We start from the raw sequence: 23,482 nt of genomic DNA, 5'->3' as shown, positions 1-23,482 counted from the left end.
TTTTGTGGCAGGTACTATTTTAATATATATTACTGGGAATGTACTTAATGAACCCGACCCAGTGATCAAGGCTTTTTACATCGTAACTGCGCTCATTGTGCTGACCGTGAATGGTTTGCAAGCCAGAAATTATGTAATTGCCGGGCAGATTGCCGCCCAGGACACGGTAACCATCGCAGATTCCGCGCAAAAAGTGATGCAAAAAGACCTGATCGACGTACTCAGGCAGTGGAAATCGAAGGACAAATCGGATTCGGTACGCGTTCCGAAGATACGTTCCGGCAAGCCGATCTTCTCCCTCGTGCCCGCGGGCGGGTATACGCTCTCGTCCGGACTCACGGGCTCGCTCAATGCGAACATCGCATTCTACACGAGCAACCCTAAAACGACGAACATTTCCAGCATTACCACCAATTTCATTTACACCGAATACAAGCAGATGACTATTCCCGTGCAGGCCAACATCTGGACACGGCATAATAACTATAATTTCGTCGTCGACTGGCGGTTTTTCAAATATCCGCAGGATACCTACGGCTTGGGTTCGGATTCAAAGCTTAGTGATGCTACGGGGTTGAAATACAAACATTTGCGATTGCATCAGACGATTTTGAAGAAAATAGGCAAGTCGTTTTTCGTCGGGCTGGGTTTTGCCTATGACAAAAGATGGCAAATCATGCAGACAGATAAGGAAGAAAAGATGAACCAGGACATTAAAGATTATGGACTGGGCCACAAATCGTCGTCAGTCGGGCCGCTGGTTACGGTTGCTTACGACAGCCGGACCAACTCGATTAACCCGCTGAAAGGCTTTTACAGCAATGTACAATTTCGCCCGAACATGGCTTCGCTCGGCAGCACCAACAATTGGCAATCCGTCGTGATCGACGTCCGCCGTTACTTCAACCTGCCACGCGGCAGCCAGAATACCCTGGCATTCTGGAATTACAACTGGCTCACTATCGGCAAGCCTCCCTACCTCGACCTCCCTGCGACCGGCTGGGATCCTACCACCAATATTGGCCGGGGCTACATCCAGGGTCGTTTCCGCAGTACCAATTTGCTCTATTTTGAATCCGAATACCGCTTTGCATTAACCAAAAACGGGCTTTTCGGCGGGGTGCTATTCGCTAATGCACAGAGTGTCTCCGACTGGCCATCGAAAAGCTTCCGAAAAATCGCCCCTGCGGGGGGCGTGGGCATCCGCATTAAGGTGAATAAGACTTCGGGTGCTAATATTGCGATTGATTATGGGTTTGGAATGGATGGGTCTAGGGGGTTGTTTGTGAATTTGGGGGAGGTGTTTTAACTTTATAGAAAACACACTATGCTCCCTGATGTACAGACTGATATTCACAGATCGGGCTTTGAAGAGTCTTAAATCTATCCCAAAGCGAGACGCTGAAAAGGTCATCGAACAACTGCAAGAACTCGCAAAATCTCCGAACTCAAACAGCAACGTCAAATGCCTTCAAAACCATCTGCGGGCGGTATATCGTTTAAGAATAGGTAACTACCGGGTTCTCTTCAATAAATATAAGGAGTTGGAAGTTTTAGAAGTGGTTGATGTAGGGCATAGAAGAGATATATACTTATGAACTTAAATGCACAAATTATAGAAGAGGATGGCAAACCTAAATTTGCTATGCTTCCTATTCACGAGTACGAGACATTGCTACGAGAGCTTTCCGGTTTTGACAGCCTTGAAGACTTTGCAGATTATATGAGAGCGGTTAGGATAACGGCGGAAACCAAAACTTGGCACAGTTTGGAAGAGGTAAAAGCACAATTGGGCATCGACTAATCCTCAATCCTCCCACCCTTCCTTCCGATTCGCATCCGCCATCCTGACAATCTTAGGCGAAAACTTCGCCAGCACGTGCACCAGCTCCGATTGCGCCGCTATCACATCATCAATATTTTTGTAAACCATCGGCGATTCGTCCAGATCTCCGCCAATGAGCTGAATACCATTATCTTGCAGAATTTTATTCATCTGGCTGCGTGTCGTGGTCGTGAATGCTTTCGTGCGCGACATCACACGCCCGGCGCCGTGTGAAGCGGAGTTAATGGAAGCTGCATTGGCTTTACCGCGGATAACGTAACCTGGCTGGCTCATCGAGCCGGGAATAATGCCGAGTTCGTCGCTACCGGCGGGTGTGGCGCCTTTACGGTGGACGATCACTTCGCGACCGTCTGCTAACTGCTCTTTCCAGGCAAAATTGTGGTGGTTTTCGATGATTTTTAATGGCTTCTCTCCCAACGATTTGGCCATTTTGTTGTGGATTTCGTGGTGGTTGGCGGAGGCATAGTCGCCAGCAAGGTTCATCGCGATCCAGTATTCCTGGCCTTCTTCAGTGTTTAAATCCAGCCAGGCTAAATGCGCGGCTTGCTTCGGAAGCACCGTTTTTTGCATGGCTAGTTTGGAATAATAGTTAGCAACGGTCCCGCCAAAACCGCGTGAGCCGGAATGCGAGAGTAATGAGAGGTATTCGCCTCTGGGTAAATTTAAAAGTGGGTCGTTTTCAAATACTTCTACAATGCCCCATTCAACAAAATGGTTGCCGGTTCCGGAAGTCCCTAGCTGCCGGTAAGCCTTGTCTTTCAACGAGCGGATTGTTTTGGTGGCATCCCACTCGGGCTGGTCCATGATACTTTCGTCGTATTTCCGTGCCGTTTCGCCGCCCATGCCGAATTTGGTGTTTTCGGTGAGTATCTTTTTCAGGAAATGCGGCTCGCGTTTGAGGTAATCGGTGGGAATATCGAAGACTGACATGCACATGCGGCAGGCAATGTCGACGCCCACGGCATAGGGGATTACCTTGTCGGCTTCCGTGGCGAGTACACCGCCGATGGGTAAACCGTAGCCCTGGTGTGCATCAGGCATTAATGCACCAGCGACCGATATGGGTAAGCTAACGGCCGTTTCCATTTGTGCCAATGCTCCCTCTTCGATGTGTTCTTTGCCAAAAACGGCATAATGCAGCTTGTCTTCGCGAAGGTTGAAGGTGTTCTTTTGCTGTGGTTCTTTTTCTTCCAAAGTGAGAACGGCCTCTTCATTATAGATGAGCTCCTTACCGTCGTCGGTCAGGGAAATTTCGGTGCCTGCCTTTCTAAGATCATAAACCGTTTTGGCCAGATTTGTGACCTTATTTTTGGAGTAAGCGTACTTTTTAGGGTCGTTCAGCATTTTAACCAGCATCAGCAATACCTTCTCTTTCGGGTATTTTGCGCGTTCGTGCAGGCCGTTCGCTACGCGCAGGAATGCGGAGTGCAGGCTTTCCGGCACGTTGGCCAGATAGGTGATTTCTTCAATGGTGATGGGTGTGTTCATAAACAAATATCGTTGAATAAGCGACTATTTCAAGTAGATCGGGTTTGCCGCCTGCTAATTGATGCGATGCCATTAAATCTTTCTTGACATAATACAATGCAACTGCTAAAAAACCCGTACCTTTGCGGGCAATTTGTTGATACAGTTCGCAGTACCTTCTTTAACTTAATTAAAACGTTGCAATGTCCGCAGTAGCAGAGCAAACTCAATTGGCCGACCGGATCAACGCCCTCGAAGAATCTTCGACGCTGGCGATGACCAAAATGGCCCGTGAACTGGCCGCCCAAGGCCACAAAGTGATCAGTCTGAGCGTTGGAGAGCCAGACTTCAAGACGCCCGCACACATTTGCGAGGCCGCTAAAAAGGCCATCGATGATGGTTTTCATGGTTACTCACCCGTAGCAGGTTACCCTGATCTGCGAAAGGCTATTGCTGATAAGTTAAAGCGCGACAATAATATAGATTGGAAACCCGAAAATATCGTGGTTTCGACCGGTGCCAAGCATTCACTCGCGAACGTGATCCAGGTTCTGGTTAATCCGGGCGACGAAGTGGTGATTTTCGCGCCTTACTGGGTGAGCTATTCCGAAATGGTAAAGCTCGCGGAAGGTAAATCGGTGATCATCGACGGTGCTTTTGAAAATGATTTCAAAGTAACCGCCGCGCAATTGGAAGCAGCGATCACACCGCGTACGAAAGTGGTGATGTACGCTTCGCCGAACAACCCGACAGGCGCTGTTTATTCAGAAAAAGAATTGAGAGAAATTGCGGCGGTGCTCGAAAAACACGAAGGTGTGTACGTGCTGGCCGACGAGATCTACGAATACATTAACTTCACCGAGGAAGGCCATTTCAGCATCGGATCTATCCCTGCATTGAAGGACCGCGTGATTACCGTGAATGGTGTTGCAAAAGGCTATGCGATGACAGGCTGGCGGATCGGTTTCATCGCAGCGGCAAAATGGATTGCCGACGGCGTTGAGAAGCTGCAAGGCCAGGTTACTTCGGGAACTAACTCTATCGCGCAGAAAGCGGCAACGGCCGCATTCAACGGCCCGAAAGAGCCTTCTATCGAGATGGCAAAGGCATACCACCGCCGTCGTGACCTCGTGGTAGGTTTGCTGAAAGAGATCCCGGGCTTCAAGGTGAATGTTCCGCAAGGTGCATTCTATGCATTCCCGGATGTGAGCTATTACTTCGGAAAATCGGATGGTGAAACGACCATTAATAACTCGGATGACTTCGCGAACTGGATTCTGAACAAATCTTATGTTTCGACCGTAGCAGGTTCAGGTTTCGGTGCACCAAATTGTATCCGTATCTCGACCGCCGCTGCTGATGAAGCATTGGAAGAAGCGGTAAAACGCATCAAAGACGCCGTTGCGACTTTGAAATAGTACAAATATGAAATCATAAAAGCCTCATAGGTGTTACCTGTGAGGCTTTTGTGTTGTTTTGCATCGCATTAGTGCACCGGTTTTTGAACAAATAAGCATAGGGCCTATGGCTTAAAGCTTACAGCCAACAATGAGCAAATATTATTTTTTAAAAGTAAAAGAGATAGAAAAAGAAACGGAGGAGGCTGCGACCATCCATTTCTGGCATCCGATCAACGAAGTCGTTCAGTACCGGCCGGGGCAGTTCCTGACTTTGTTGCTACCTTTTGAGGATAAAAAAATCAGAAGGTCGTACTCGATGTCGAGCTCGCCTTATACCGATGTATCGCTGGCGATAACCATTAAGCGGGTACCAGGCGGTTACGCCTCGAACCTGCTGCTCGATACGCTAAAAGAAGGTGACGTATTGGAAGCATTGGAGCCTATGGGCCATTTTTTCCCAAAACAGGCCGATGATCAGACGCGCCAGGTAGTATTTATCGGCGCCGGAAGCGGCATTACCCCGTTGTTTTCGATTTTGAAGTCCGTCCTGATGGTGGAACCGGAAAGCAAAGTTTTCCTGATCTATGGAAGCCGGCGAGAGGATAGCATTATTTTCAAAGACAAAATCGCGGCTTTGGAGGCTAAATATGGCGAACGCTTCACGGTTGTACACACATTGAGCCAGCCAAACGAAGGCTGGGAAGGTGAAACCGGGCGATTGAATAAAAGCCATGTGCTTAAAATCATCGAAAAGCTTCCTACGCTGAATAAAAAAGAAGCCGAATATTTCCTGTGCGGGCCTGAGGATATGATGGAAGAAGCGCATCGCGCGTTATCGATCCTGGCAGTGCCGGAGAGCAAGATTCGAAAGGAAAGCTTTGCGACAGCAACCTCGGCTAAGCCAGGTGAGGTGACGGTGGAACCAGAGATAGAAGACGACGATTCACCTAAAACGCGTGAAATCACGCTGTTTTACGAAGGAACTGAATATAAATTACCCATTAAGCCACACGAAACAGTGCTGGAAGCAGCACTGAATATGGATATCGACCTGCCGTATTCGTGCCAGGCGGGTATGTGTACCGCGTGTATGGGCCGGTGTACGTCCGGGAAGGTGCAAATGGATGAGGAGGATGCGCTGTCGGAAGCGGAGATTAAGGAAGGGTTTATCCTTACCTGCGTGACGCACCCGATGAGTGACGACGTGGTAATTGAAGTGGAATAACGATTCGATATATAAAATGAAACAGGCAGCGATCCAGTCGCTGCCTGTTTTGCTTAATCTTTAAGCGCCTTTTTCGGCGGAAGCGGAGGCTTCGGAGCTGGTACGGGTTTCGCAGGCACAGCAGGAACTACCTTGGCTGGTGCTGCAATTGGAGTAGGTGGGGGAGGAGGGGGCGTTCCTGCACGTCGTAGACGACTGCTGCGTGCAACGCGTGGTGCGCGCGGAGGCTCTTCCACGCCTCGCATTTTCATATACATCGCGTTTTCCTGCCCGATACTCATTCCGAGCTCGCTGATTTTGTAATTTACCTCCTCGATTTCCCTTTGGATTTTCCGTTCGGGTTCTTCGGCTTTCAGCACTTCTTTTGTTGTGTTGGAAATCTGGTTATTGAACTCTGAAATAGCTTGTTCCTGAGTTTTGATTTGTTGTTCAAAATCGGCAAGCTGCTTGTCTAACTCCGCATCGCTGAGCTTCGATTCCTTACCATCCTGATTGAAGATGACGGATCTTTTTTCCATCAAATCGGACCTCATTTCTTCCGCGCGGCGTTTTTTCCACTCAATTTTCTCAATTTCGCGTTGAAATCGCTCTATTTCAAAAAGGTATTTTTCCCGTTCGCGATGTAGTTCCTGCAATCTGGCATGGTAGGGTTTCAAATCGTCCTCCATTGCCCTGATCTTGTGACTAAGTTCCCATAGCTTGTCGCTGCCTGTTTGGCCGAAATCCATCTCAGGGGCTTCCATATCGATCTCCACATGGGCCAAATCTGCTTCGATACTTTCAAGAACGCCTTCATCCACAGTAACTTCCGCCATTTCGTCCATTTCATGTTCCTCGCGGATATCTGTTTTCACTGGCTTCCGTTTTTTCACGGTCATGTGTTTGGCGGCCTTTCTTTCTTTATCCTTTTCAACCTTTTGCGCCACTGCATAGGCTGAAATGCCGATCACTAGTCCGATAGCGAAAATCATTGCAGGAAGGCTTGAAAATGTGCGTACAGGTTTGGGATTTAAACCTAAAACACGCTGTACGCGGTGCAAAAGCAATGGTTTTTTGGAAGCAAATGCCATAGCAAGTCCAGGCGTAGCCTGCCATTCGGCCACTTTCACGAGGGCGTGGGCGAGAGACATTTTGTCGCCGCAAACGGCCAGCGCAATGTCGTCGCAGCAATGCTCCCGTTCGGCACGCACTTTTTCGGACAGCCACCATATAGCCGGGTGGAAGAAAAAGATCACTTCCACGAACGATTGCAGCATATTAATGAGGTAGTCGTTCCTGCGTATGTGCGCGAGCTCGTGTGCGAGGATCGCCTCGACCTGCGCGGTAGAAAAACCTGAAAGCAAACCAACCGGGATCAATACCACCGGGCTGAAAGTTCCTATCACCATCGGCGTGAGCACTTTGGCCGTTTCACGGAATTCCACGGCCTTGGAAATATTCATTTTGGCAATAATCACTCCGAAACGTGCCCGCCATTCTTTGTCCATGACGATTTTGGCATTAATGCGAAGCCTTTCCGTAAACACCCAGCCGCCGGCGAAACGCAGTAACAGAATGCCTGAGCCAATGAGCCAACAAATAACCAACTCGTGTAAATGGGCGGTAAGCCACATTTGTATTTTAAATGTAATGGGCAGGTCCCGGGAGACTTCCGCCCACGTGCGGGATGTGGATAATGCGGTGTAGCGCGCCAGGGCTTTTACATTGGAAACCGCGCTGGTGGTTTTAGAATAGTAGTAAATGAATGTTCCGACAGAAGCGATCACCTGTGCGAAAAGGAAGCCAACACCCGCCAGGTAATGCATGTTGGCTGATTTTTTTCTCAAAAAATAGAATGCGGCGACAGCAACCAGCATCAGCAGTGTTCCCTGCCAGATCGAATGAATGAGCGTCCAGCCAAATGCGGAAACGGCCGGACTGGGCAACAGATTTGAGAAGAATTTCATGGCTAACGGTTGTTTTCCAGGTTATTTAATAACGCGCGAATTTCATCCAGTTCTTCTTTGGAGGTAGTGTGATTTCCCAGCGCTTGCATCACCATCTGTGCAGCAGAACCCTGGAAGAGGGTTTCAACCATTTTACCTACCAAGTTTTGCTGCGTCTCCTCTTTGCCGAGAAGCGCGACGTAAATGTGCGACCGTCCTTGCTCCGTGCGGTAGAGCAGCCCTTTGTCATGCATGATTTGCATAAGCTTCAAGGTGGTGGTGTAGCCAACATCCTTGGTTTCGGAAAGGGCATCATGCACGGCACGGACGGTACTTGGACCTGCCTGCCAGAGGTAGTTCAGGATTTCCAGTTCGGAGTCGGTGGGCTTGATATACATGCTATTAGTTAATTACGATAATCTTCGTACCAAATGTCTACGAAAAAAATCGTACTTGCAAACCTTTATTACGATTTTTTTCGTAGTTAACGCTTGATGTTAACTAATATATTGTATTTGAGTAGATTATAAAACAAAAAAAGTCCGGCGGAGAGGCCGGACTTGATATAGCTAATGATTAGATCCTAAACGTAAGTGTTCAGCATTACCGGCATTACGAGCATCAATATGTCTTCGTTTTCTTCCTGATCCACCGGGATAATGAGTCCGGCGCGGTTAGGAGCGGAAAGTTCGAAGGTGATGGTTTTGCTCGAAAGGTTACCCAGTACTTCAATCAGGAATTTGGCATTGAAACCGATTTCCATATCGTCGCCATTGTACTCGCACATCAAGCGCTCGTTGGCTTCGTTCGAATAATCGAGGTCTTCTGCCGAGATTACCAGGTCGTTCAGTGACATTTTCATACGCACCTGGTGGGTAGTACGGTTGGAGTAAATGGAAATACGACGCAGCGAGCTGAGGATTTCCAGACGGTTAATGGTGAGCGTATTCGGGTTGTTGGTCGGGATCGCGTTTTCGTAATCCGGGAAACGCTCGTCGATCAACCGGCAGATCATGCGGATATTACCGAAGCTGAAAAATGCATTTGAAGAAGTGAATTCCGCTTTTACGGGAACATCGTCGGAAGGCAGACAGCTTTTCAGCAGGTTCAACGCTTTGCGCTGGATGATCATCGACGTATCAATGTCCGATTTAATGTCGGTACGGCGGTAACGCACGAGGCGGTGACCGTCGGTGGCTACGAAAGTTGCGCTTTCGGCCCCCATTTGCACGAAAACCCCCGTCATAGCAGGCCGGAGATCGTCGGTGCTGGTTGCGAACAGTGTGTTTGAAATAGCCGATCCCAACGCAGTTGAGGAGAAATCCACGGACTGGCCACGGTTCACAACCGGTGTTTTAGGAAAATCGATCGGGTTCTCGCCCGACAATTTATAACGGCCGTTATCGGAAATAATCTCGGTACCAAATGTTTCAGCATTCACCTGCAAGGTAATTGGTTGCTCGGGCAAGCCGCGGAGGGTATCGAGCAGCAACTTTGCGGGAATGGCAATAGCTCCTTTTTCGGATGATTCCACTTCAATTTCCGTAATCATTACGGTTTGAAGGTCGGATGCAGTCACGGTCAGTGAATTTCCTTCCAGTGTAAGAAGGAAATTTTCAAGGATTGGCACAATTGGGTTCGTTGAAACGACACCGTTTATAGCTGACAGCTGTTTGAGTAGAACTGATGACGAAACGACAAACTTCATAATTCGTGACGTAAGTGTTTAGTTGATAGATTTATATGCGGAAGATTCCGGAAAAACTTTGATGTAGGGAACAAAAGTATAAAAAATTACGGAAGCGCCAGCCGCGTTGTCACCCAAATTTTCTGATTCTAAGGTAATATCTCGCTACGCCGAAAAGGCCGATTAGCACCACAGGCAGCAGCAAATTAAGCGCCTGCCAGAACTTCCTGTTTTCCTGGATCTGAATTTTATCCAAAGCCCGGATGGCAATCTGTTTGCTCCGGGCATTGATCAAACCGTTGGCGTCGGTCACGTAATCGAGCGCATGCAGCACGAAATCCTTGTTGCCGTAGGTTTGCCTGGTTACCCGGTCGTAACCGAGCGGTAACGGTGCATTCCTTTTATAATCATAATCGTTGACAATCAGGTCACCGTCGGAGCAGATAATCACCTTTCCGGCATTTCCACTCGCCTTGAACTTCGCCGCCCGCGGATCACCGGGCAGAATGCGGTTTTGAAAAAGCGATGTGAATGATCCTTCGAGCAAAACGCCGGCAAGCTTAATACCCGAACGGTATTCCGACGGCTGCGGGTCCTTGCGCGCCTCGTTATAGCCTACGAGCGCGGGCGCATTCACAAGCTGCGTGTAAGGCGAGGTCATCAGCAAAGGCGTTTTAGCAATGCTATTCGCGCCTCCTACGGTATCGATCGAGCTCAGAAACCGGGTATAAACCGCATTAAGGTTACGGGTAACGGTATGTTTTCCGAAGTTATTTAGTAGCGGAAAGAAGCGCCAGGGCATTGGGCGGATTTCGGGATTGTCGCCTACATTACCCACATTCAGCAGGATTTGCGCGCAGTTCAAATCTTTTACGAGATTGGTATTCAGCCTGATACCCCATTTAAAAAATAGATCACCGAGGTTCAGGTCGAGTGGCTGGGCGTAATTGCCGTCGAGGCTCACGCTATCCACGCGAGCGCCGTCCACGAAAAACAGCGCTTTGCCGCCGCCTACCACGTATTGATCGAGCTTGTATTTTTCGTCCTCCGAAAATGCGCTGTCGGGTTTCATCACGATCAATGCATCCAGTCCTTCGTATGATTCCGGATTGTTCATATCTAGAAATACATCGTAACTCTGCTGGATTGTGGCAATAATATCGCTCAAACGGGCAGGAGAAATTTTCGTATGGCTAACGACAAACCCTACTTTTTTGCGCTGCGGGTTCGCGAGTACACGTATCGCGGATGCGAGTTCAAACTCCACGCCCTCGTAGGATTGGTTCAATTGTTCCTCCGGCGTACTCGCTTTATTCCCTTTTAACAGCTGCACTGGCACCGACAGCGTGTCCGCCTGCACGATTACACCAGGGAAAATGATTTTTTCGGTGCGTTTGCCATCCTCGTTTGCGAAAACATTGGTGGGGTTCAGCCCACGGTCGATCAGGCTCATGTATTGTTTCTGACGCTGCTCTTCGCTTGTGGCATCCGAAGGATCGGAATAATTGACAATCAGGTGGCCGTTGGCGTACGTTTTAAATTCCTCCAAGGTTTCCCGGGTAGCACTTTCGAGGCGTTCGAAGCCCGCAGGAAAGTCGCCATTAAGGTACACATTCACGATTACATCCTTTTCCAGGCTTCCGAGAAGCTGCTTGGTCGCATCGGAAATACTGTACCGCTTATCTTCCGTAAGGTCCCACCTGAAAAAGAAAGATGACGCAAGCCAGTTGATCCCGGCCAGGACAACCACGAGCAGTGCAAACCGGGTAATGGTGTTTTTCATTAGCACAAAGGCTGATTTATAAACGAAGAATGGACGATTCAGACGAACCGTCCATTCCTGCAAAAATATAAAAAACCGAAAATCAATCAGGTTTTATTGCCTTCGTGACGCCGGTTATTTCTTTTTATACTTACAAGTTGAATTGTCGGCCGCTACGTAATACGATTTGTAATTCGTCGCCCTCGGGTCCATACAGCCTTTCAGATTAAGCAATTCGATATTCCGGAAATCGATCGGGTGGCTTTCCGCCTGCAATGCAATATAGCCGCTGCCAAGTTTTGTCCCGTCCTTTTTAATCCATTCGGCCTCATTACTTACTTTCCCATCCTTAAAAGTATGGGTTTTGCCGACATAGCCGCCGCCAATGCGCGGATTGGTGTAAACCAGTACTGTATCGCCGCCAATCATGTGATAAATGATCGAATCGCCGAGTACAATTGCTTCCGCATCCACCCATTGATCGCCATTGTAGGTTTTGGAAGAGGAATTAATGCAATGCGCTTCGGCCAGCTTGCCGTCGATATCCACGATCGTACCGGGCGTGCAGAGATTACCCGTGTTGCGCTCGCCCGCATTGAGGCCACCGAGGTACTGCATTTCCAGCGAAATCGGGAAATCCTGATCGAGCCCGAGGCTGGCTGCGGATTGCGAATGCAACATAATGCCGCTGTTCCGCACATTCCACGACGCGCCGCCGGGTACCTGGTTGCCGGTGAAGCGGTATTGCAGTCTGATTTTATAATGTGAATAAGGCTTGTTGTAGTACATATGGCCGTATTCGGTCGTGAACTTATCATATTCCTTGTAGTTTACGCGGATCATGTTATCCTCGACCAGGAAGGTGTTTTTGTAGTTGTCATTCACCTTGTGCCCTGCAATCTTCACGTCCCAGCCCGTGAGGTCCCTGCCGTTGAAGAGGGATTGCCATTCTTCTTTGTCTTTGTTGCTTTTCTGGGCTTTGGTGGCAAATGAAATAGCGAATGTAAGTAGCAGGTAGCTTAGTTTTCGAATCATTGAGTAGCTTCGTTTATTTTGAATGCCACGAAGGCACGAATATTCACGAATGCTCTTCGTGTTTAATTCGTGTCTTCGTGGCATGAAATTAAAGTACAAGCCGCTTGTATTCTAACTTCCCGCGTCCAAAATTCACCAAAAGCCCTAACTTATTCCCTGAAACTTTCAAGTAATTCAAAGTCTGCGCAACATGTTCGTCAGTCAGGCAAGAAACACATTTGATTTCAAGAATAATTTTGTCAAATACGACGAAGTCGGCGAAGAACTTATGCGGCAATAGAATTCCTCGGAAAAACACAGGATACTCCTTTTCCCGCTCGTAAAATACGCACGCTTGCCGGAAAAGTATTTCCAGCGCATCCTTATACACAATTTCGAGAAAGCCGTGCCCCAGCTCTCTATGCACCTCAATGCATTTGCCAATAACAGCGTAAGACTCTTCTATGTAAATGATTTCCATCTTAAATAGGATTAGTAATCCCATTTAGACGTAAAAAAGTCGAAAAGGTAACACCTACCGCCTCCGCCGCTTTACCTTAGCTGAGCTTCCACCTTCAGTACCGCTACTGCCCCGCTTTACGCGCCCTGAACCTCGCGGCTCCCTCGGCTTCCTCTCCCGCGGCCGGCGATCGCCATCCCGATCGTAACTCGGGCGGCTGAATTCGCTCCGACGCCCCGGCTTGGTTCCTGCAAGGTACAAATCCATACTCCTGCGCGCGAGGTTAGTCTCCTTCACTTTCACTTTCACAGCATCGCCAAATGCATAAATCTTTTTGGTATGCTGGCCGATAATGCGGTAGTTATCCTTATCGAGTTCGTAATAATCGTCGCCCAGGTCGGTCATGCGAATGAGGCCTTCGGAAGCAGTTTCGGTGATTTCCACGAAAATGCCGAACTCGGTTACGCCCGTGATGATACCGTCGAATTCCTTCTCGGGATCCATCATGCTCATGAACTCGACTTGCTTGTACTTGATCGAAGCCCGTTCCGCCTCGGAAGCCAGTCGCTCGCGCTCTGATGAATGCTTCGACGCTATTTCATATGCTTCCTTATCCACATTGCCGCCGCCATCCAGGTAATGTTGTAGCAATCTGTGCGCAATCACGTCAGGATAGCGACGAATGGGTGACGTGAAGTGTGAATATCGCCTGAACGCCAGTCCAAAGTGGCCGATATCCTCGGTGCTGTACCGCGCTTTGGCCATCGTACGCACAGCCAGGGATTCGATCAGGTTTTGCTCGGGCTTCCCTTCCACTTTTGCCAGCATCGCATTCATCGACTTGGCAATTTTACCCTCTTCTTCTACTTCCAGTTTCAGACCCAGTTTGGCCACAAAATTGGCGAAGGTCTGTAAACGATCTGGATCTGGTGCCTCGTGGATTCGGTACACCATCGTGTTTTTATCCTCGCCTTTGGAAAGCGAGTAGACATATTCCGCCACGCGCTTGTTGGCGAGCAGCATGAATTCCTCAATCAGTTTGTTCGAATCATGGCGTTCTTTCGTATAAATGCCCAAGGGACGGCCTTCCGGATCAAGCCGGAAGCGTACTTCCGGTGTTTCGAAATTGATAGCTCCTTTTTTGAAGCGTTCTTTCCGGAAAATTTTCGCCAATTTGTTGAGCGTATCCAGTTCTTTCGGAAAATCACCTTCGCCGGTGTCGAGCACGGCCTGGGCTTCTTCATAGGTAAAACGGCGGTCGGAATGGATGACCGTTCTTCCAAACCATTCTTTTAGCAGCTTACCTTTTGAATTAATCTCAAAAATCGCAGAAAATGCCAGCCTGTCCTCATTTGGGCGCAGCGAGCAAAGGTTGTTGGACAATTTTTCGGGCAGCATCGGCACGGTTCTGTCTACCAGATAAACGGAGGTGGCGCGACGAAATGCCTCTTTTTCAAGCTCGGTACCAGGCAGAACGTAATGCGAAACGTCGGCAATATGCACGCCCACTTCTACTACATCTTCATCCAGGTATCTTACCGACAATGCGTCGTCAAAGTCCTTGGCGTCGACAGGGTCGATCGTGAACGTCAGCACATCGCGGATGTCACGTCGTTTGGCAATATCCTTTTTGGCAATCTTATCGGGAATTTTTTTGGCCTCGGCTTCCACGATTTCAGGGAAGTGGTAGGGCAGCCCAAACTCGGCCAGGATCGCGTGCATTTCCACGTCATTGTCGCCTGCTTTGCCAAGCACGGATACGATTTCACCCTCTGCCTGGCTCCTGCGCGTAGGCCATTCGGTAACTCTGACGATCACTTTGTCGCCGTGATGTGCCTCACCTACTTCGTCCGGTTCAAGGAATATAGGGTCGAAAAGCTTCTTGTTATCAGGCTGAACAACTGCGAAACGTGGGTTAATCTCAATAATACCTACTATCTCCGCATTCGAACGTTCCACGATTTCGGTAACACGTCCCTCAGTCCGGTTCCGACCGGAGTCATTGCGTGAACGGGAATTACGCGTATTCCTCGAAAGCGGCTGTATCTGCACGATGTCACCGTCCCAGGCACCATTCAGCAATTCCACATCCACATAAATATCGTCGTCGCGGCCGTCGATTATGACGAATGCGAAGCCCTTGTTGACGCGATCCACCCGGCCGGTCAGCCCGGCAGGTTTCGTTTTGAGCGGAACTGCCGTATAGGTGCCGTTTTTATGGTACATCAATCGGCCATCCTGTTCCAGCTCGTGCAGGATTTCATTGAACAGGAGCCGCACTTTTTTGTCGTGCACCCCGAAATGGTCGTGCACATCGAAGGGTCGGAATGCGTGCTCGGCATTCAGATCGAAGAATGCGGCAATATCGGCCTTCAAATTATCTATGTAAGAAACAATATGGTGAGGCGTTGTGGCCTCTCTTCTTTCGGGTTGCAGTTTCTTTTTACTCTTTTTATCTCTCATGTATTAAATATTATTCAACCCGCAGGATATTTCCCTCGGGTATTTGATCAAAGCAATGTAGCCGAAGATACAATTGTGCCAGCACTACTACGTCCTCTCTGCAATATCGCGAAATTTTAGCCAGATCATTTTCTTCGTAGTAAACCTTTGTTACCTGGTCGCCGCTCATTTCGTTTTTGCTTCCGGGAATGTCAAAAACGGCGGCGAGCAAATCGAGGGAGGTGTAGCTTTTGTAGTCACCGAATTTCCACAGATCCATCGTGTCCTGGTGGAGAAGTTCCCAGGGTTTTTTACCCGTAATCTGTAATGCTTTGGGGATTTCGATGCGGTGGATCAGCATCCGTCGGCAAATGAACGGGAAGTCGAATTCTTTGCCGTTGTGGGCGCAGAGAATCAGCTGGTCGGCGGGATATTTTTCAATCAGCGCCTTGAATTGCAGCAGCAACTGAACTTCGTCGTTTCCGGCGAAGCTACTCACCTTAAACGCAATCTGATCTTTTTCGTTCCAATAGTAAGCGCCGAAGGCAATGCAAATGATTTTCCCGAACTCGGCATAAATCGCGCCGCGGTCGTAAAAGCAATCAGCATTGCTGATGGTTTCGTCGCCTTTTTTGAGCGTCAGGGCCTTTTTGTCCCAAAGTTTCTGCATCCGCTCGGGGAGCTCTTCGTAGCTGGCGTGCGAGCAAACGGTTTCAATGTCGAGGAGCAGGAAATTTTTAGCGCGGCGTTTGAAATCTTCTGTCATAGTGCGTGGCGTTTGGTTGTCGGAGTGGTCAGGTGTTGTCAGGTATAGTCATTTGTAGTTTGATATGCAGGAGAGGAAGTAGTTCTATATTGATTTTCAATATTATAGAAAACGCCGAGAATGGCAAGGTGCTATACACCAAACCAGCACACTTATTACCCAGTAGTCCAGCTAACTTATCAAACTAACCTGGATCGGCAACCAATGACAACAATTGACAATACATGACTACCAATGACAATACCTGACCATCAATGAACATCAACCAATGCCGCCATACCGCGCACCGATCACTCGTGCAAAACCCCTTCTAGCCCAAGCGGATCGATCGTCATCATGTTTTCCTCGATGATGCTGTCCGGTACGAAGATAAACTTCTTATCAAATATCTGCTTGCCAATAAAATAGCTCACCCAAAATTCATTATTCAAATGAAAGACATCGGGCATGATGGGCTCGACTACCACGTGCCCGCCGGGCGCTATTTCAGGGAAAAAATGCCTTAATGTGGACGTCCGTTGATCGGTATTCGTCCCCGATTCACTGTTACTGTAACCCTTGGAAGTCACGAAGACGCTCGTTACCGGCTCGTCGTTGCGGTTAATCACAATCACGTTCCATTCTTCGGCATTCAACTCGTTGGTACTCCGCACAATCGCGACTTGTATACCCTTCACAGGGTGAAAAATAATATCCTTCTTCATTATGCTATTTGCAACTCCATGCTGAACAAATGTGCCAGATGGTTTCTTAATTTTACTGAAACTTCTTCCAAATCTATCTCCCTTTCCAACTCCGCCGCCAGCGACGTAACTGCCTTATCATCGATCCCGCACGGCACGATATTCCCGAAATACGATAAATCCGTGTTGACATTCAGCGCAAAACCGTGCATCGTCACCCAACGGCTGGCCTTCACACCTAATGCGCAGATCTTCCTTGGGTTTTTCTGTTCCTCAAAATCAATCCAAACACCCGTTAGTCCAGCAATGCGTCCCGCTTGGATACCGTATTCTGCTAATGTGAGAATAATCGCCTCTTCGAGCGTACGCATGTACACATGTATGTCCGTAAAGAAATTATCGAGGTCTAGGATTGGATAGCCCACGATTTGTCCCGGCCCGTGGTAGGTAATATCTCCGCCCCGGTTGATTTTGTAGTATTTCGCTTGTTTGGCAGCCAAATCATCTTCTGCCAGCAGCAAATGGTCAGCCTTACCGCTTTTGCCCAACGTATATACATGTGGGTGTTGGCAGAAAAGCAGGAAATTCGGTGTCAGTTGCTGGTTTTCCGCACCGAGCGAGCGATTTTGGGTCTTGATCGCCAGCGTCTCGGCAAAAATCTTTTCCTGGTAGTCCCAGGCCTCCTGGTAGTCGATCAGGCCGAGATTCCGGAATGCTACTTTTTTATTGATCAGGGTATTCATTTCAATGCTCAAAAAATTTCTGGGACGAGGGCGTTACCAATTTATAGATGTGACGTCTAAATGTTCAGGCCGGCAGCATCCGGTTTATGAAACATATTGTACACACATGTCCCGGTTTCACAACGCTAATTTATTAGCTAAATGTTCGTTAAATTTGTTAGTGCAACTAAATTCTGTGGTTATGAAGGTTTTACTAGATATTAAAGACGAAAAAGCGCAGTTTGTTTTAGGCTTGCTCAGACGGCTTCCGTATGTCAAAGTAAAGCCTTTTACGCCATTTCAGTTTGAAGTGATAGACAGCACGAGAACTGCATTGGAGGAATTGCAACTGATCAAAGAAGGCAAACTCGAAGCCCGGGACGCAGAAGAGTTGCTAAATGAGATACTTTGTAAAAACGACGCCGGAGTTTGATTCCAGACTTAAAAAGCGTCTAAAGAAATACCCTTCATTGTCCGGTGAATTCAGGGATCTGGTATTGCTCCTCGCCCAGAATCCTGGAAATGGAATTTCATTAGGGCAGAGTTGTTACAAGAAAAGGCTTTCTATCGCCTCCAAAGGGAAGGGGAAGTCAGGAGGCGCGCGTGTGATCTATTACGTCCATGTTTCAAAGACCACCATTTATTTACTTACAATCTTCGATAAAAGCGAACGCGAATCTTTGTCTCCGATAGAGTTGAAAGAGCTCCTATCTACTCTTGATCTCAGTTAAACATCTAAACACACACAATATGGCACAACACAACGACCTCGGCCGCTGGGGCGAAGCTACCGCGGCATCTTTCCTGCTCGAAAAGGGCTTCAAAATCATCGCAAAAAACTATCGCAGCTGGCAATCCGAAATCGACCTGATCGTGTCAAAAGATGATATGCTGATTTTCGTCGAGGTAAAAACACGCACCGGTACGGCATTCGGGATGCCCGAAGAATTCGTGAATGCGACCAAGGCAAAGCTCGTTATGCGTGCCGCCGAACAGTACATTTTTGATACCGATTGGGAAAATGATGTCCGGTTTGACATTGTTTCGATCCTCAGATTACCCGATGGCTCGACCGACATCCGGCATATCGAAGACGCATTCAGCCGGTAACGTTACCCACAGCATAAGTAGAAACCAAATCACAAACATTTTTGAAGATATTCTTTAAGTATTTCAAAATCTGACTGTAATGATAGATGATTTGGTGCTTAACCGGCGGGAAATGCTCAAAAGCAGTGCGCTGCTGTTGGCGTCGGCGGCATTTGATGAGAACAATGCACTTCAAACAGACCGTTCGGCGGCACCGAAATTCCAGATCGGCGCTTGCGACTGGTCGGTAGGACGGCAGCTGAGCCCGGAAGCGTTCGAACGGGCGAAGCAGATCGGTTTGCACGGCATTCAGGTGAGCTATAATACCGGAAAGGACGAAAAAGGCCTCTCGGCGCCGGAAACCTTGCAGGCGATCCACGACGCGTCTGCACGCACGGGTGTGAAGGTGTCGAGCCTGGCTATTGGCGAGTTGAACCGGGTACCTTACAAATCGCAGCCGAAAACAGAAGAGTGGGTATGGAACAGCGTAGGTGCAGCCAAAGCTTTGGGCGTGAAGGTGATTTTGCTTGCGTTCTTTTCGGAGGGCGACTTACGAAATGACGATGCCGGTAAAAAAGTAGTGATCGAACGCCTGAAAAAAGTAGCCCCCCACGCCGAAAAGCAGGGCATTACCCTGGGTATCGAATCGTGGTTGAGCGGACAGGAGCATTTGGATATTATCAATGCGGTAGGCTCGAAGGCGGTGAAAGTGTATTACGATTTCCGTAATTCGACCGACGCTGGCCATGATATTTTCAAGGAAATACCCATGCTCGGCAAGGACCTGATCTGTGAAATCCATATGAAAGAAAACGGCCAGCGTCTCGGCGAGGGTCCGCTCGACTGGCCTCGTGTTGCCAAAGCGGTAAAAGACATCGGTTACGAGGGTTGGATGCAGATCGAAGGTGCCACGCCGCAAGGCGCCGAAATTATCCCCTGTTACCAGCATAATCTCGATTACCTCAAAAGGTTATTTTTAAAATAGAATAGATGGAGGATGGAGAAAGGGATTCTTCTTCGAATTAGCTACCCTTTCTCCCTTTCCTCCTTTCTCCTCTTCTCCTTTTCCCCCTTTATTTCAACACTATGAACATTAGCAGCGCATTACCGCTAAATAGCAGCACTATTTTAGCAGGAAGCATTTTGCTCGCTTCCACTTTCAGCATTGTTCTGATTCCAAACGGGCAGGAACCACCGAAGCAGTCCGCTGCCCCTATGTCCGTTGGCGAAGATTCCTCGCGCCTGTATGTACCCGACGACCTCGAAGCCACATTATGGGCCGAAGCACCGATGTTCTACAATCCCACGAACATGGATATTGATGCCAGAGGCAGGGTATGGATCACGGAGGCGGTCAATTACAGGGATTTTAATACCAAACCCGCCGAGCGCCTCAGCCACAGGCAAAAAGGCGACCGGGTGATGATCCTGGAAGACAAGGACGGCGATGGTAAGGCGGAGTCTTTCAAAGTATATGTCGAAGATTCGTTGCTGACGGCGCCGCTCGGCATTGCGGTCATTGGAAATAAAACAATCGTCTCCTGCGCGCCTAACCTGCTCGTGTACACGGACACGAATGGCGACGATAAACCCGACAAGCGGGAGGTTTTCCTGACCGGTTTTGGCGGTTTCGATCATGACCATTCGTTGCATTCGCTGATCGTCGGGCCGGATGGGAAGTACTATTTCAATACAGGCAATGCAGGTCCGCATAACGTCACTGACAAAAGTGGCTGGACATTGCGAAGCGGCAGCCTCTACGTTGGAGGGACGCCCTACAACAAGAAAAATGAAGGCAATCAGAAGTCGGACGACGGCCGCATTTGGGTCGGTGGGCTTGCATTACGCATAAATCCGGATGGTACCGGCCTGAAAGTGCTCGGTCACAACTTCCGTAACAGCTACGAGGTCTGCCTGGACAGCTACGGCAATATGTGGCAGAACGATAACGACGACCAGGTAATCACCTGCCGGGTCTCTTTTTTACAAGAAAATGGAAATGCGGGCTACTTTTCGGCGGATGGCACTCGTTACTGGCAGGCCGATCGCCGTCCCGGTCAGGATATTTTCGCCACGCACTGGCACCAGGAAGATCCCGGCGTAATGCCGGCCGGAGACAATTCCGGCGCAGGTTCGCCCACAGGAATTGTGTTTTATGAAGGAGATGAATTGGGTAAAAATTACCGCGGCACATTGCTGAGCTGCGAGGCCGGGCGCAATGTGATATTTGCCTACCAGCCGAAGCCACAGGGTGCAGGTTTTGAGTTGAAGCGCCAGGATTTAATCAGCTCTTTTCCGAAAGTTTCGGAGCGGTATGAATGGTATGAAACCGACCAGGATTACCGCAAATGGTTCCGGCCGTCGGACGTGGCTGTCGGACCCGACGGGGCCATTTACGTAGCCGATTGGTATGATCCCGTCGTAGGCGGTCATGCTATGAAGGACAAAAAGGGTTACGGACGCATTTATCGCATTACGCCAAAAGGCAGGAAGCTCGCAACGCCAAAATTGGATTTTACTACTACTGCTGGTTTAATTAATGCATTGAAAAACCCTGCTATTAATGTCCGTGCATTGGGTTTTGAAGGGCTAAGGGCAAAAGGCGAGGTGGCGGTACCGGAGGTTAAACAGTTACTGACGGTTGAAAATCCATACCATCAGGCACGGGCCATTTGGCTTTTAGCGCAATTAGGCGAGCAGGGTAATGCGGAAGTGATCAAACTGCTCGACTCGCCGAATGCAATGCACCGGCTCGCGGCTTTTCGTGCATTGAAATCCACCGGAAAAGCAAACGCCTATTTCGAAAAAATGTCGAAAGATGCTGATCCGTCTGTTAGACGTGAAGTGGGGATAGCATTGCGGGACGTTCCTTATGACCAGGCAATGAGCAGTATTTCAAACCTCATTAAAAACTACGACGGCGAAGATCCCTGGATGCTGGAAGCGATCGGGACCGCGGCTGACGGGAAGGAGACCCAGGTGTACGCATACGTGCGTGAGGCATTCAAAGCCGATCCGCCGAACTGGAACCCGCAGCGCTCGGGCCTTGCGTGGCGCTTACACCCTATTTCCGCGGTGGAGGAATTAAAAGTACGTGCGGGCTCGCCCGAAGTTCCGGAATCGGAGCGGCGTAAGGCGCTGACCGCCATTGGTTTTATCAAAGACAAAAAAGCGGCAGAGGCGATGATCGCACTGTCCAAATCCACTTTGCCCGATGTAGCTTCGCAGGCATCTTACTGGATCAACTTCCGGAAGAGCAACGATTGGGCCGATCTGATGAACTGGGAAGAAGCCACCGTGCAGGTGATGACGCCTGCATATAAGCGCATGCTCGACCTGAAAAAGACCGTCGGCGATAAAACGCAACCGATGCTGCAGCGCATTGAAACCGCCCGCCAAATGGCGTCGGACATGAATGGCGGGAATATTCTCGTGGATATGCGTGTGCAGGGCCAGTTGCCCGACACGATTGCCAAATCGGTGAGCGAGATCATTTTCAAAAACCCCGACCAGAATGTGCGCGTAGTCGCAAGCCAGTTTTTTCCCAGAAACGGCAAAGTTTTGAAAACGGATTTCATATCCAGAATGAATGCGGATCCGGAGCACGGCGAAAAAATCTTCTTCACAACTTGTGCCGCCTGCCATAAACACGGCAAAACCGGTGCCGAAATCGGACCGGATTTGACCACCATCCACAAAAAATTCGATAAAGCGGGATTACTCGATGCCATTGTGAACCCCTCGGCGAGCATGGTTTTTGGTTATGAAAGCTACACCATCGTGACCAAAAAAGGCGATACCTATTTTGGCTTCCTCATGAGCGACGGCGCGAATGTGGTGTTAAAAGATGCGGCCGGCGAGCAGCACACGATCAAGGCGGATCAGATCAAAACAAGGGAGAAAATGCCGTCGTCGCTCATGCCGGAACCTACCGCATTGGGTCTCAATGAGCAGGATTTGGCTGATTTGACGGGGTATTTGTTGAAATTTAAATAAAAACAAACGTACGGGATTCAAACAAATCCTGCGGTGCACCTAGGGCACATGAAATACCGCATGTGCAACAAGTCTTTCGGCGCTCTGTGCCTTCGATGCTGAGCGCATACCGAAGACCAAAGGTGCAGAGCACCGAAAGACTTGTAGTAGAATTCAAGCGAGTTATGCCAGAAATGATCAATCGAATTGCTCCGCGTTATCAACCGGTTCCCGTTTTATTACAAGTTTTAATTACTGGATAATAAGAGCAAATAATATAACTTTGCCAGAATCCTGTTTCCTGATCTTTAACAAAAACAAGCTGTAATGGTGGATAACGACAAGGCCGGCCACCTGCTCCTCGCATTGCAAAATGGGGATGCGGAAGCATTTACGGCGGTTTATAAAGCCTATTGGTACGATATGTTCCTGGTCGCATACCGCAAGCTCCGCAACAAGGAAGCGGCTGAAGAGATCGTGCAGGACATTTTTCTGCGGCTCTGGCGGGAGCGGGATACCCTACGCATAGAAAACCTCAATTACTACCTTTTTTCCGCCGTTCGCTACGAGGTCATCGACTATATCCGCACCAAAGGTCGGACTTTTGAATACTTCGACGACTACGGCACTTTCGAAAGCATGCAGGATTTGAACACCGAAAACCAGCTTGCATTGGATGAGCTGCTGCGGGTAATCGACGAATGCTTGCACATTTTACCGGAAAAGACACGCGAAATTTTCCGTTTGCATAAGCTCGAATACTGGCCCATTTCACGCATTGCTACCCGTTACGGGTTGTCCGAGAAGGCCGTTGAATACCATCTGACCAAATCCGTGCGGGTAGTGCGGACGCATTTAAAGGAAGTGATGATCCTGATGCTGGCCGTCTCCGGATTGATCTAGCACCCCGCGCATCGAAAGCACCCAGTTCCCTTCCGCCATGCTCCCTTCCCTCCATTCTCCCCTCATTATCTTTTTCCAAGGACTTTTCGAGCAAAGCGCGTTTTCAATTGTACAAT

General features: G+C 48.9%; 22 protein-coding genes. 11 read left to right on the top strand and 11 right to left on the bottom strand.

Going from position 1 to position 23,482, the window contains the following annotated elements; genetic code table 11:
- Positions 1 to 61 precede the first annotated feature (61 nt).
- From ACQ4MZ_RS26955 to ACQ4MZ_RS26945, 3 genes are read left to right on the top strand one after another with little or no spacing between them, the layout of a single operon-like run.
- Positions 62 to 1,309 carry a hypothetical protein gene (locus ACQ4MZ_RS26955; protein ID WP_430850441.1) on the top strand — a complete coding sequence of 416 codons (1,248 nt, stop codon included), beginning with the start codon at positions 62 to 64 and terminating at the stop codon, positions 1,307 to 1,309.
- A 28-nt stretch (positions 1,310 to 1,337) separates the two neighbouring features.
- Entirely contained in the window at positions 1,338 to 1,598 is a 261-nt protein-coding gene (locus ACQ4MZ_RS26950; RefSeq protein ID WP_430850439.1) for a type II toxin-antitoxin system RelE family toxin, read from the top strand.
- Positions 1,595 to 1,804, top strand: a complete 210-nt coding sequence (locus ACQ4MZ_RS26945) for a prevent-host-death family protein (RefSeq protein ID WP_430850437.1) — start codon at positions 1,595 to 1,597, stop codon at positions 1,802 to 1,804. Before ACQ4MZ_RS26950 ends, ACQ4MZ_RS26945 begins: the two co-directional genes overlap by 4 nt.
- 3 nt (positions 1,805 to 1,807) lie before the next feature.
- Here the strand turns inward: ACQ4MZ_RS26945 and ACQ4MZ_RS26940 are convergent, their stop codons facing one another.
- Positions 1,808 to 3,334, bottom strand: coding sequence for an RtcB family protein (locus ACQ4MZ_RS26940; protein WP_430850435.1), 1,527 nt, complete (start codon positions 3,332 to 3,334; stop codon positions 1,808 to 1,810).
- A 182-nt stretch (positions 3,335 to 3,516) separates the two neighbouring features.
- Between ACQ4MZ_RS26940 and ACQ4MZ_RS26935 the strand changes: the two genes are divergently transcribed.
- Together ACQ4MZ_RS26935 and ACQ4MZ_RS26930 are read left to right on the top strand one after the other, a co-directional pair.
- A complete protein-coding gene (locus ACQ4MZ_RS26935; protein ID WP_430850433.1) occupies positions 3,517 to 4,731 on the top strand; it encodes a pyridoxal phosphate-dependent aminotransferase in 1,215 nt (404 codons plus the stop codon).
- Between the two features lie 130 nt (positions 4,732 to 4,861).
- Positions 4,862 to 5,938 carry a 2Fe-2S iron-sulfur cluster-binding protein gene (locus ACQ4MZ_RS26930; protein ID WP_430850431.1) on the top strand — a complete coding sequence of 359 codons (1,077 nt, stop codon included), beginning with the start codon at positions 4,862 to 4,864 and terminating at the stop codon, positions 5,936 to 5,938.
- Between the two features lie 53 nt (positions 5,939 to 5,991).
- Here the strand turns inward: ACQ4MZ_RS26930 and ACQ4MZ_RS26925 are convergent, their stop codons facing one another.
- From ACQ4MZ_RS26925 to lipB, 10 genes are all read right to left on the bottom strand, one after another.
- A complete protein-coding gene (locus ACQ4MZ_RS26925) occupies positions 5,992 to 7,884 on the bottom strand; it encodes a M56 family metallopeptidase (protein ID WP_430850429.1) in 1,893 nt (630 codons plus the stop codon).
- 2 nt (positions 7,885 to 7,886) lie between these two features.
- Positions 7,887 to 8,261, bottom strand: a complete 375-nt coding sequence (locus ACQ4MZ_RS26920) for a BlaI/MecI/CopY family transcriptional regulator (RefSeq protein ID WP_430850427.1) — start codon at positions 8,259 to 8,261, stop codon at positions 7,887 to 7,889.
- A gap of 185 nt (positions 8,262 to 8,446) precedes the next feature.
- Positions 8,447 to 9,571: a DNA polymerase III subunit beta gene (gene dnaN, locus ACQ4MZ_RS26915; protein WP_430850425.1), complete on the bottom strand. Its 1,125-nt coding sequence runs from the start codon at positions 9,569 to 9,571 to the stop codon at positions 8,447 to 8,449.
- A 109-nt stretch (positions 9,572 to 9,680) separates the two neighbouring features.
- Positions 9,681 to 11,333, bottom strand: coding sequence for a gliding motility-associated ABC transporter substrate-binding protein GldG (gldG, locus tag ACQ4MZ_RS26910; RefSeq protein WP_430850423.1), 1,653 nt, complete (start codon positions 11,331 to 11,333; stop codon positions 9,681 to 9,683).
- A 114-nt stretch (positions 11,334 to 11,447) separates the two neighbouring features.
- Positions 11,448 to 12,347, bottom strand: a complete 900-nt coding sequence (locus tag ACQ4MZ_RS26905; protein ID WP_430850421.1) for a 3-keto-disaccharide hydrolase — start codon at positions 12,345 to 12,347, stop codon at positions 11,448 to 11,450.
- Positions 12,348 to 12,435: 88 nt separating this feature from the next.
- Positions 12,436 to 12,807, bottom strand: coding sequence for a GxxExxY protein (locus ACQ4MZ_RS26900; protein ID WP_430850419.1), 372 nt, complete (start codon positions 12,805 to 12,807; stop codon positions 12,436 to 12,438).
- 54 nt (positions 12,808 to 12,861) lie between these two features.
- Positions 12,862 to 15,249: a ribonuclease R gene (rnr, locus tag ACQ4MZ_RS26895; RefSeq protein WP_430850417.1), complete on the bottom strand. Its 2,388-nt coding sequence runs from the start codon at positions 15,247 to 15,249 to the stop codon at positions 12,862 to 12,864.
- Positions 15,250 to 15,259: 10 nt separating this feature from the next.
- Positions 15,260 to 15,994, bottom strand: a complete 735-nt coding sequence (locus ACQ4MZ_RS26890) for a 3'-5' exonuclease (RefSeq protein WP_430850415.1) — start codon at positions 15,992 to 15,994, stop codon at positions 15,260 to 15,262.
- Positions 15,995 to 16,284: 290 nt separating this feature from the next.
- On the bottom strand, positions 16,285 to 16,698 hold the full coding sequence (locus ACQ4MZ_RS26885; RefSeq protein ID WP_430850413.1) for a hypothetical protein: 414 nt from the start codon (positions 16,696 to 16,698) through the stop codon (positions 16,285 to 16,287).
- Positions 16,698 to 17,420, bottom strand: a complete 723-nt coding sequence (gene lipB / locus ACQ4MZ_RS26880; protein WP_430850411.1) for a lipoyl(octanoyl) transferase LipB — start codon at positions 17,418 to 17,420, stop codon at positions 16,698 to 16,700. The genes ACQ4MZ_RS26885 and lipB overlap by 1 nt, the downstream gene beginning before the upstream one ends.
- Before the next feature lie 181 nt (positions 17,421 to 17,601).
- Between lipB and ACQ4MZ_RS26875 the strand changes: the two genes are divergently transcribed.
- The 6 genes from ACQ4MZ_RS26875 to ACQ4MZ_RS26850 all read left to right on the top strand — a co-directional run bounded on the left by ACQ4MZ_RS26875 (position 17,602) and on the right by ACQ4MZ_RS26850 (position 23,366).
- Positions 17,602 to 17,832: a hypothetical protein gene (locus ACQ4MZ_RS26875; RefSeq protein ID WP_430850409.1), complete on the top strand. Its 231-nt coding sequence runs from the start codon at positions 17,602 to 17,604 to the stop codon at positions 17,830 to 17,832.
- Positions 17,798 to 18,130 (top strand): type II toxin-antitoxin system RelE/ParE family toxin, encoded by a 333-nt coding sequence (locus ACQ4MZ_RS26870; RefSeq protein ID WP_430850407.1) that lies wholly within the window; start codon positions 17,798 to 17,800, stop codon positions 18,128 to 18,130. Before ACQ4MZ_RS26875 ends, ACQ4MZ_RS26870 begins: the two co-directional genes overlap by 35 nt.
- Before the next feature lie 19 nt (positions 18,131 to 18,149).
- Entirely contained in the window at positions 18,150 to 18,509 is a 360-nt protein-coding gene (locus tag ACQ4MZ_RS26865; protein WP_430850405.1) for a YraN family protein, read from the top strand.
- A 79-nt stretch (positions 18,510 to 18,588) separates the two neighbouring features.
- Positions 18,589 to 19,473, top strand: a complete 885-nt coding sequence (locus ACQ4MZ_RS26860; RefSeq protein WP_430850403.1) for a sugar phosphate isomerase/epimerase family protein — start codon at positions 18,589 to 18,591, stop codon at positions 19,471 to 19,473.
- A 101-nt stretch (positions 19,474 to 19,574) separates the two neighbouring features.
- Positions 19,575 to 22,484 carry a PVC-type heme-binding CxxCH protein gene (locus ACQ4MZ_RS26855; protein ID WP_430850401.1) on the top strand — a complete coding sequence of 970 codons (2,910 nt, stop codon included), beginning with the start codon at positions 19,575 to 19,577 and terminating at the stop codon, positions 22,482 to 22,484.
- A gap of 306 nt (positions 22,485 to 22,790) precedes the next feature.
- On the top strand, positions 22,791 to 23,366 hold the full coding sequence (locus ACQ4MZ_RS26850; RefSeq protein ID WP_430850399.1) for an RNA polymerase sigma factor: 576 nt from the start codon (positions 22,791 to 22,793) through the stop codon (positions 23,364 to 23,366).
- The last annotated feature ends 116 nt before the right edge of the window (positions 23,367 to 23,482 follow it).

It is taken from the genome of Dyadobacter sp. BHUBP1 (assembly GCF_050587785.1).
Taxonomy (GTDB): Bacteria; Bacteroidota; Bacteroidia; order Cytophagales; family Spirosomataceae; genus Dyadobacter.
This window is presented reverse-complemented; position numbering and strand designations above follow the sequence as displayed.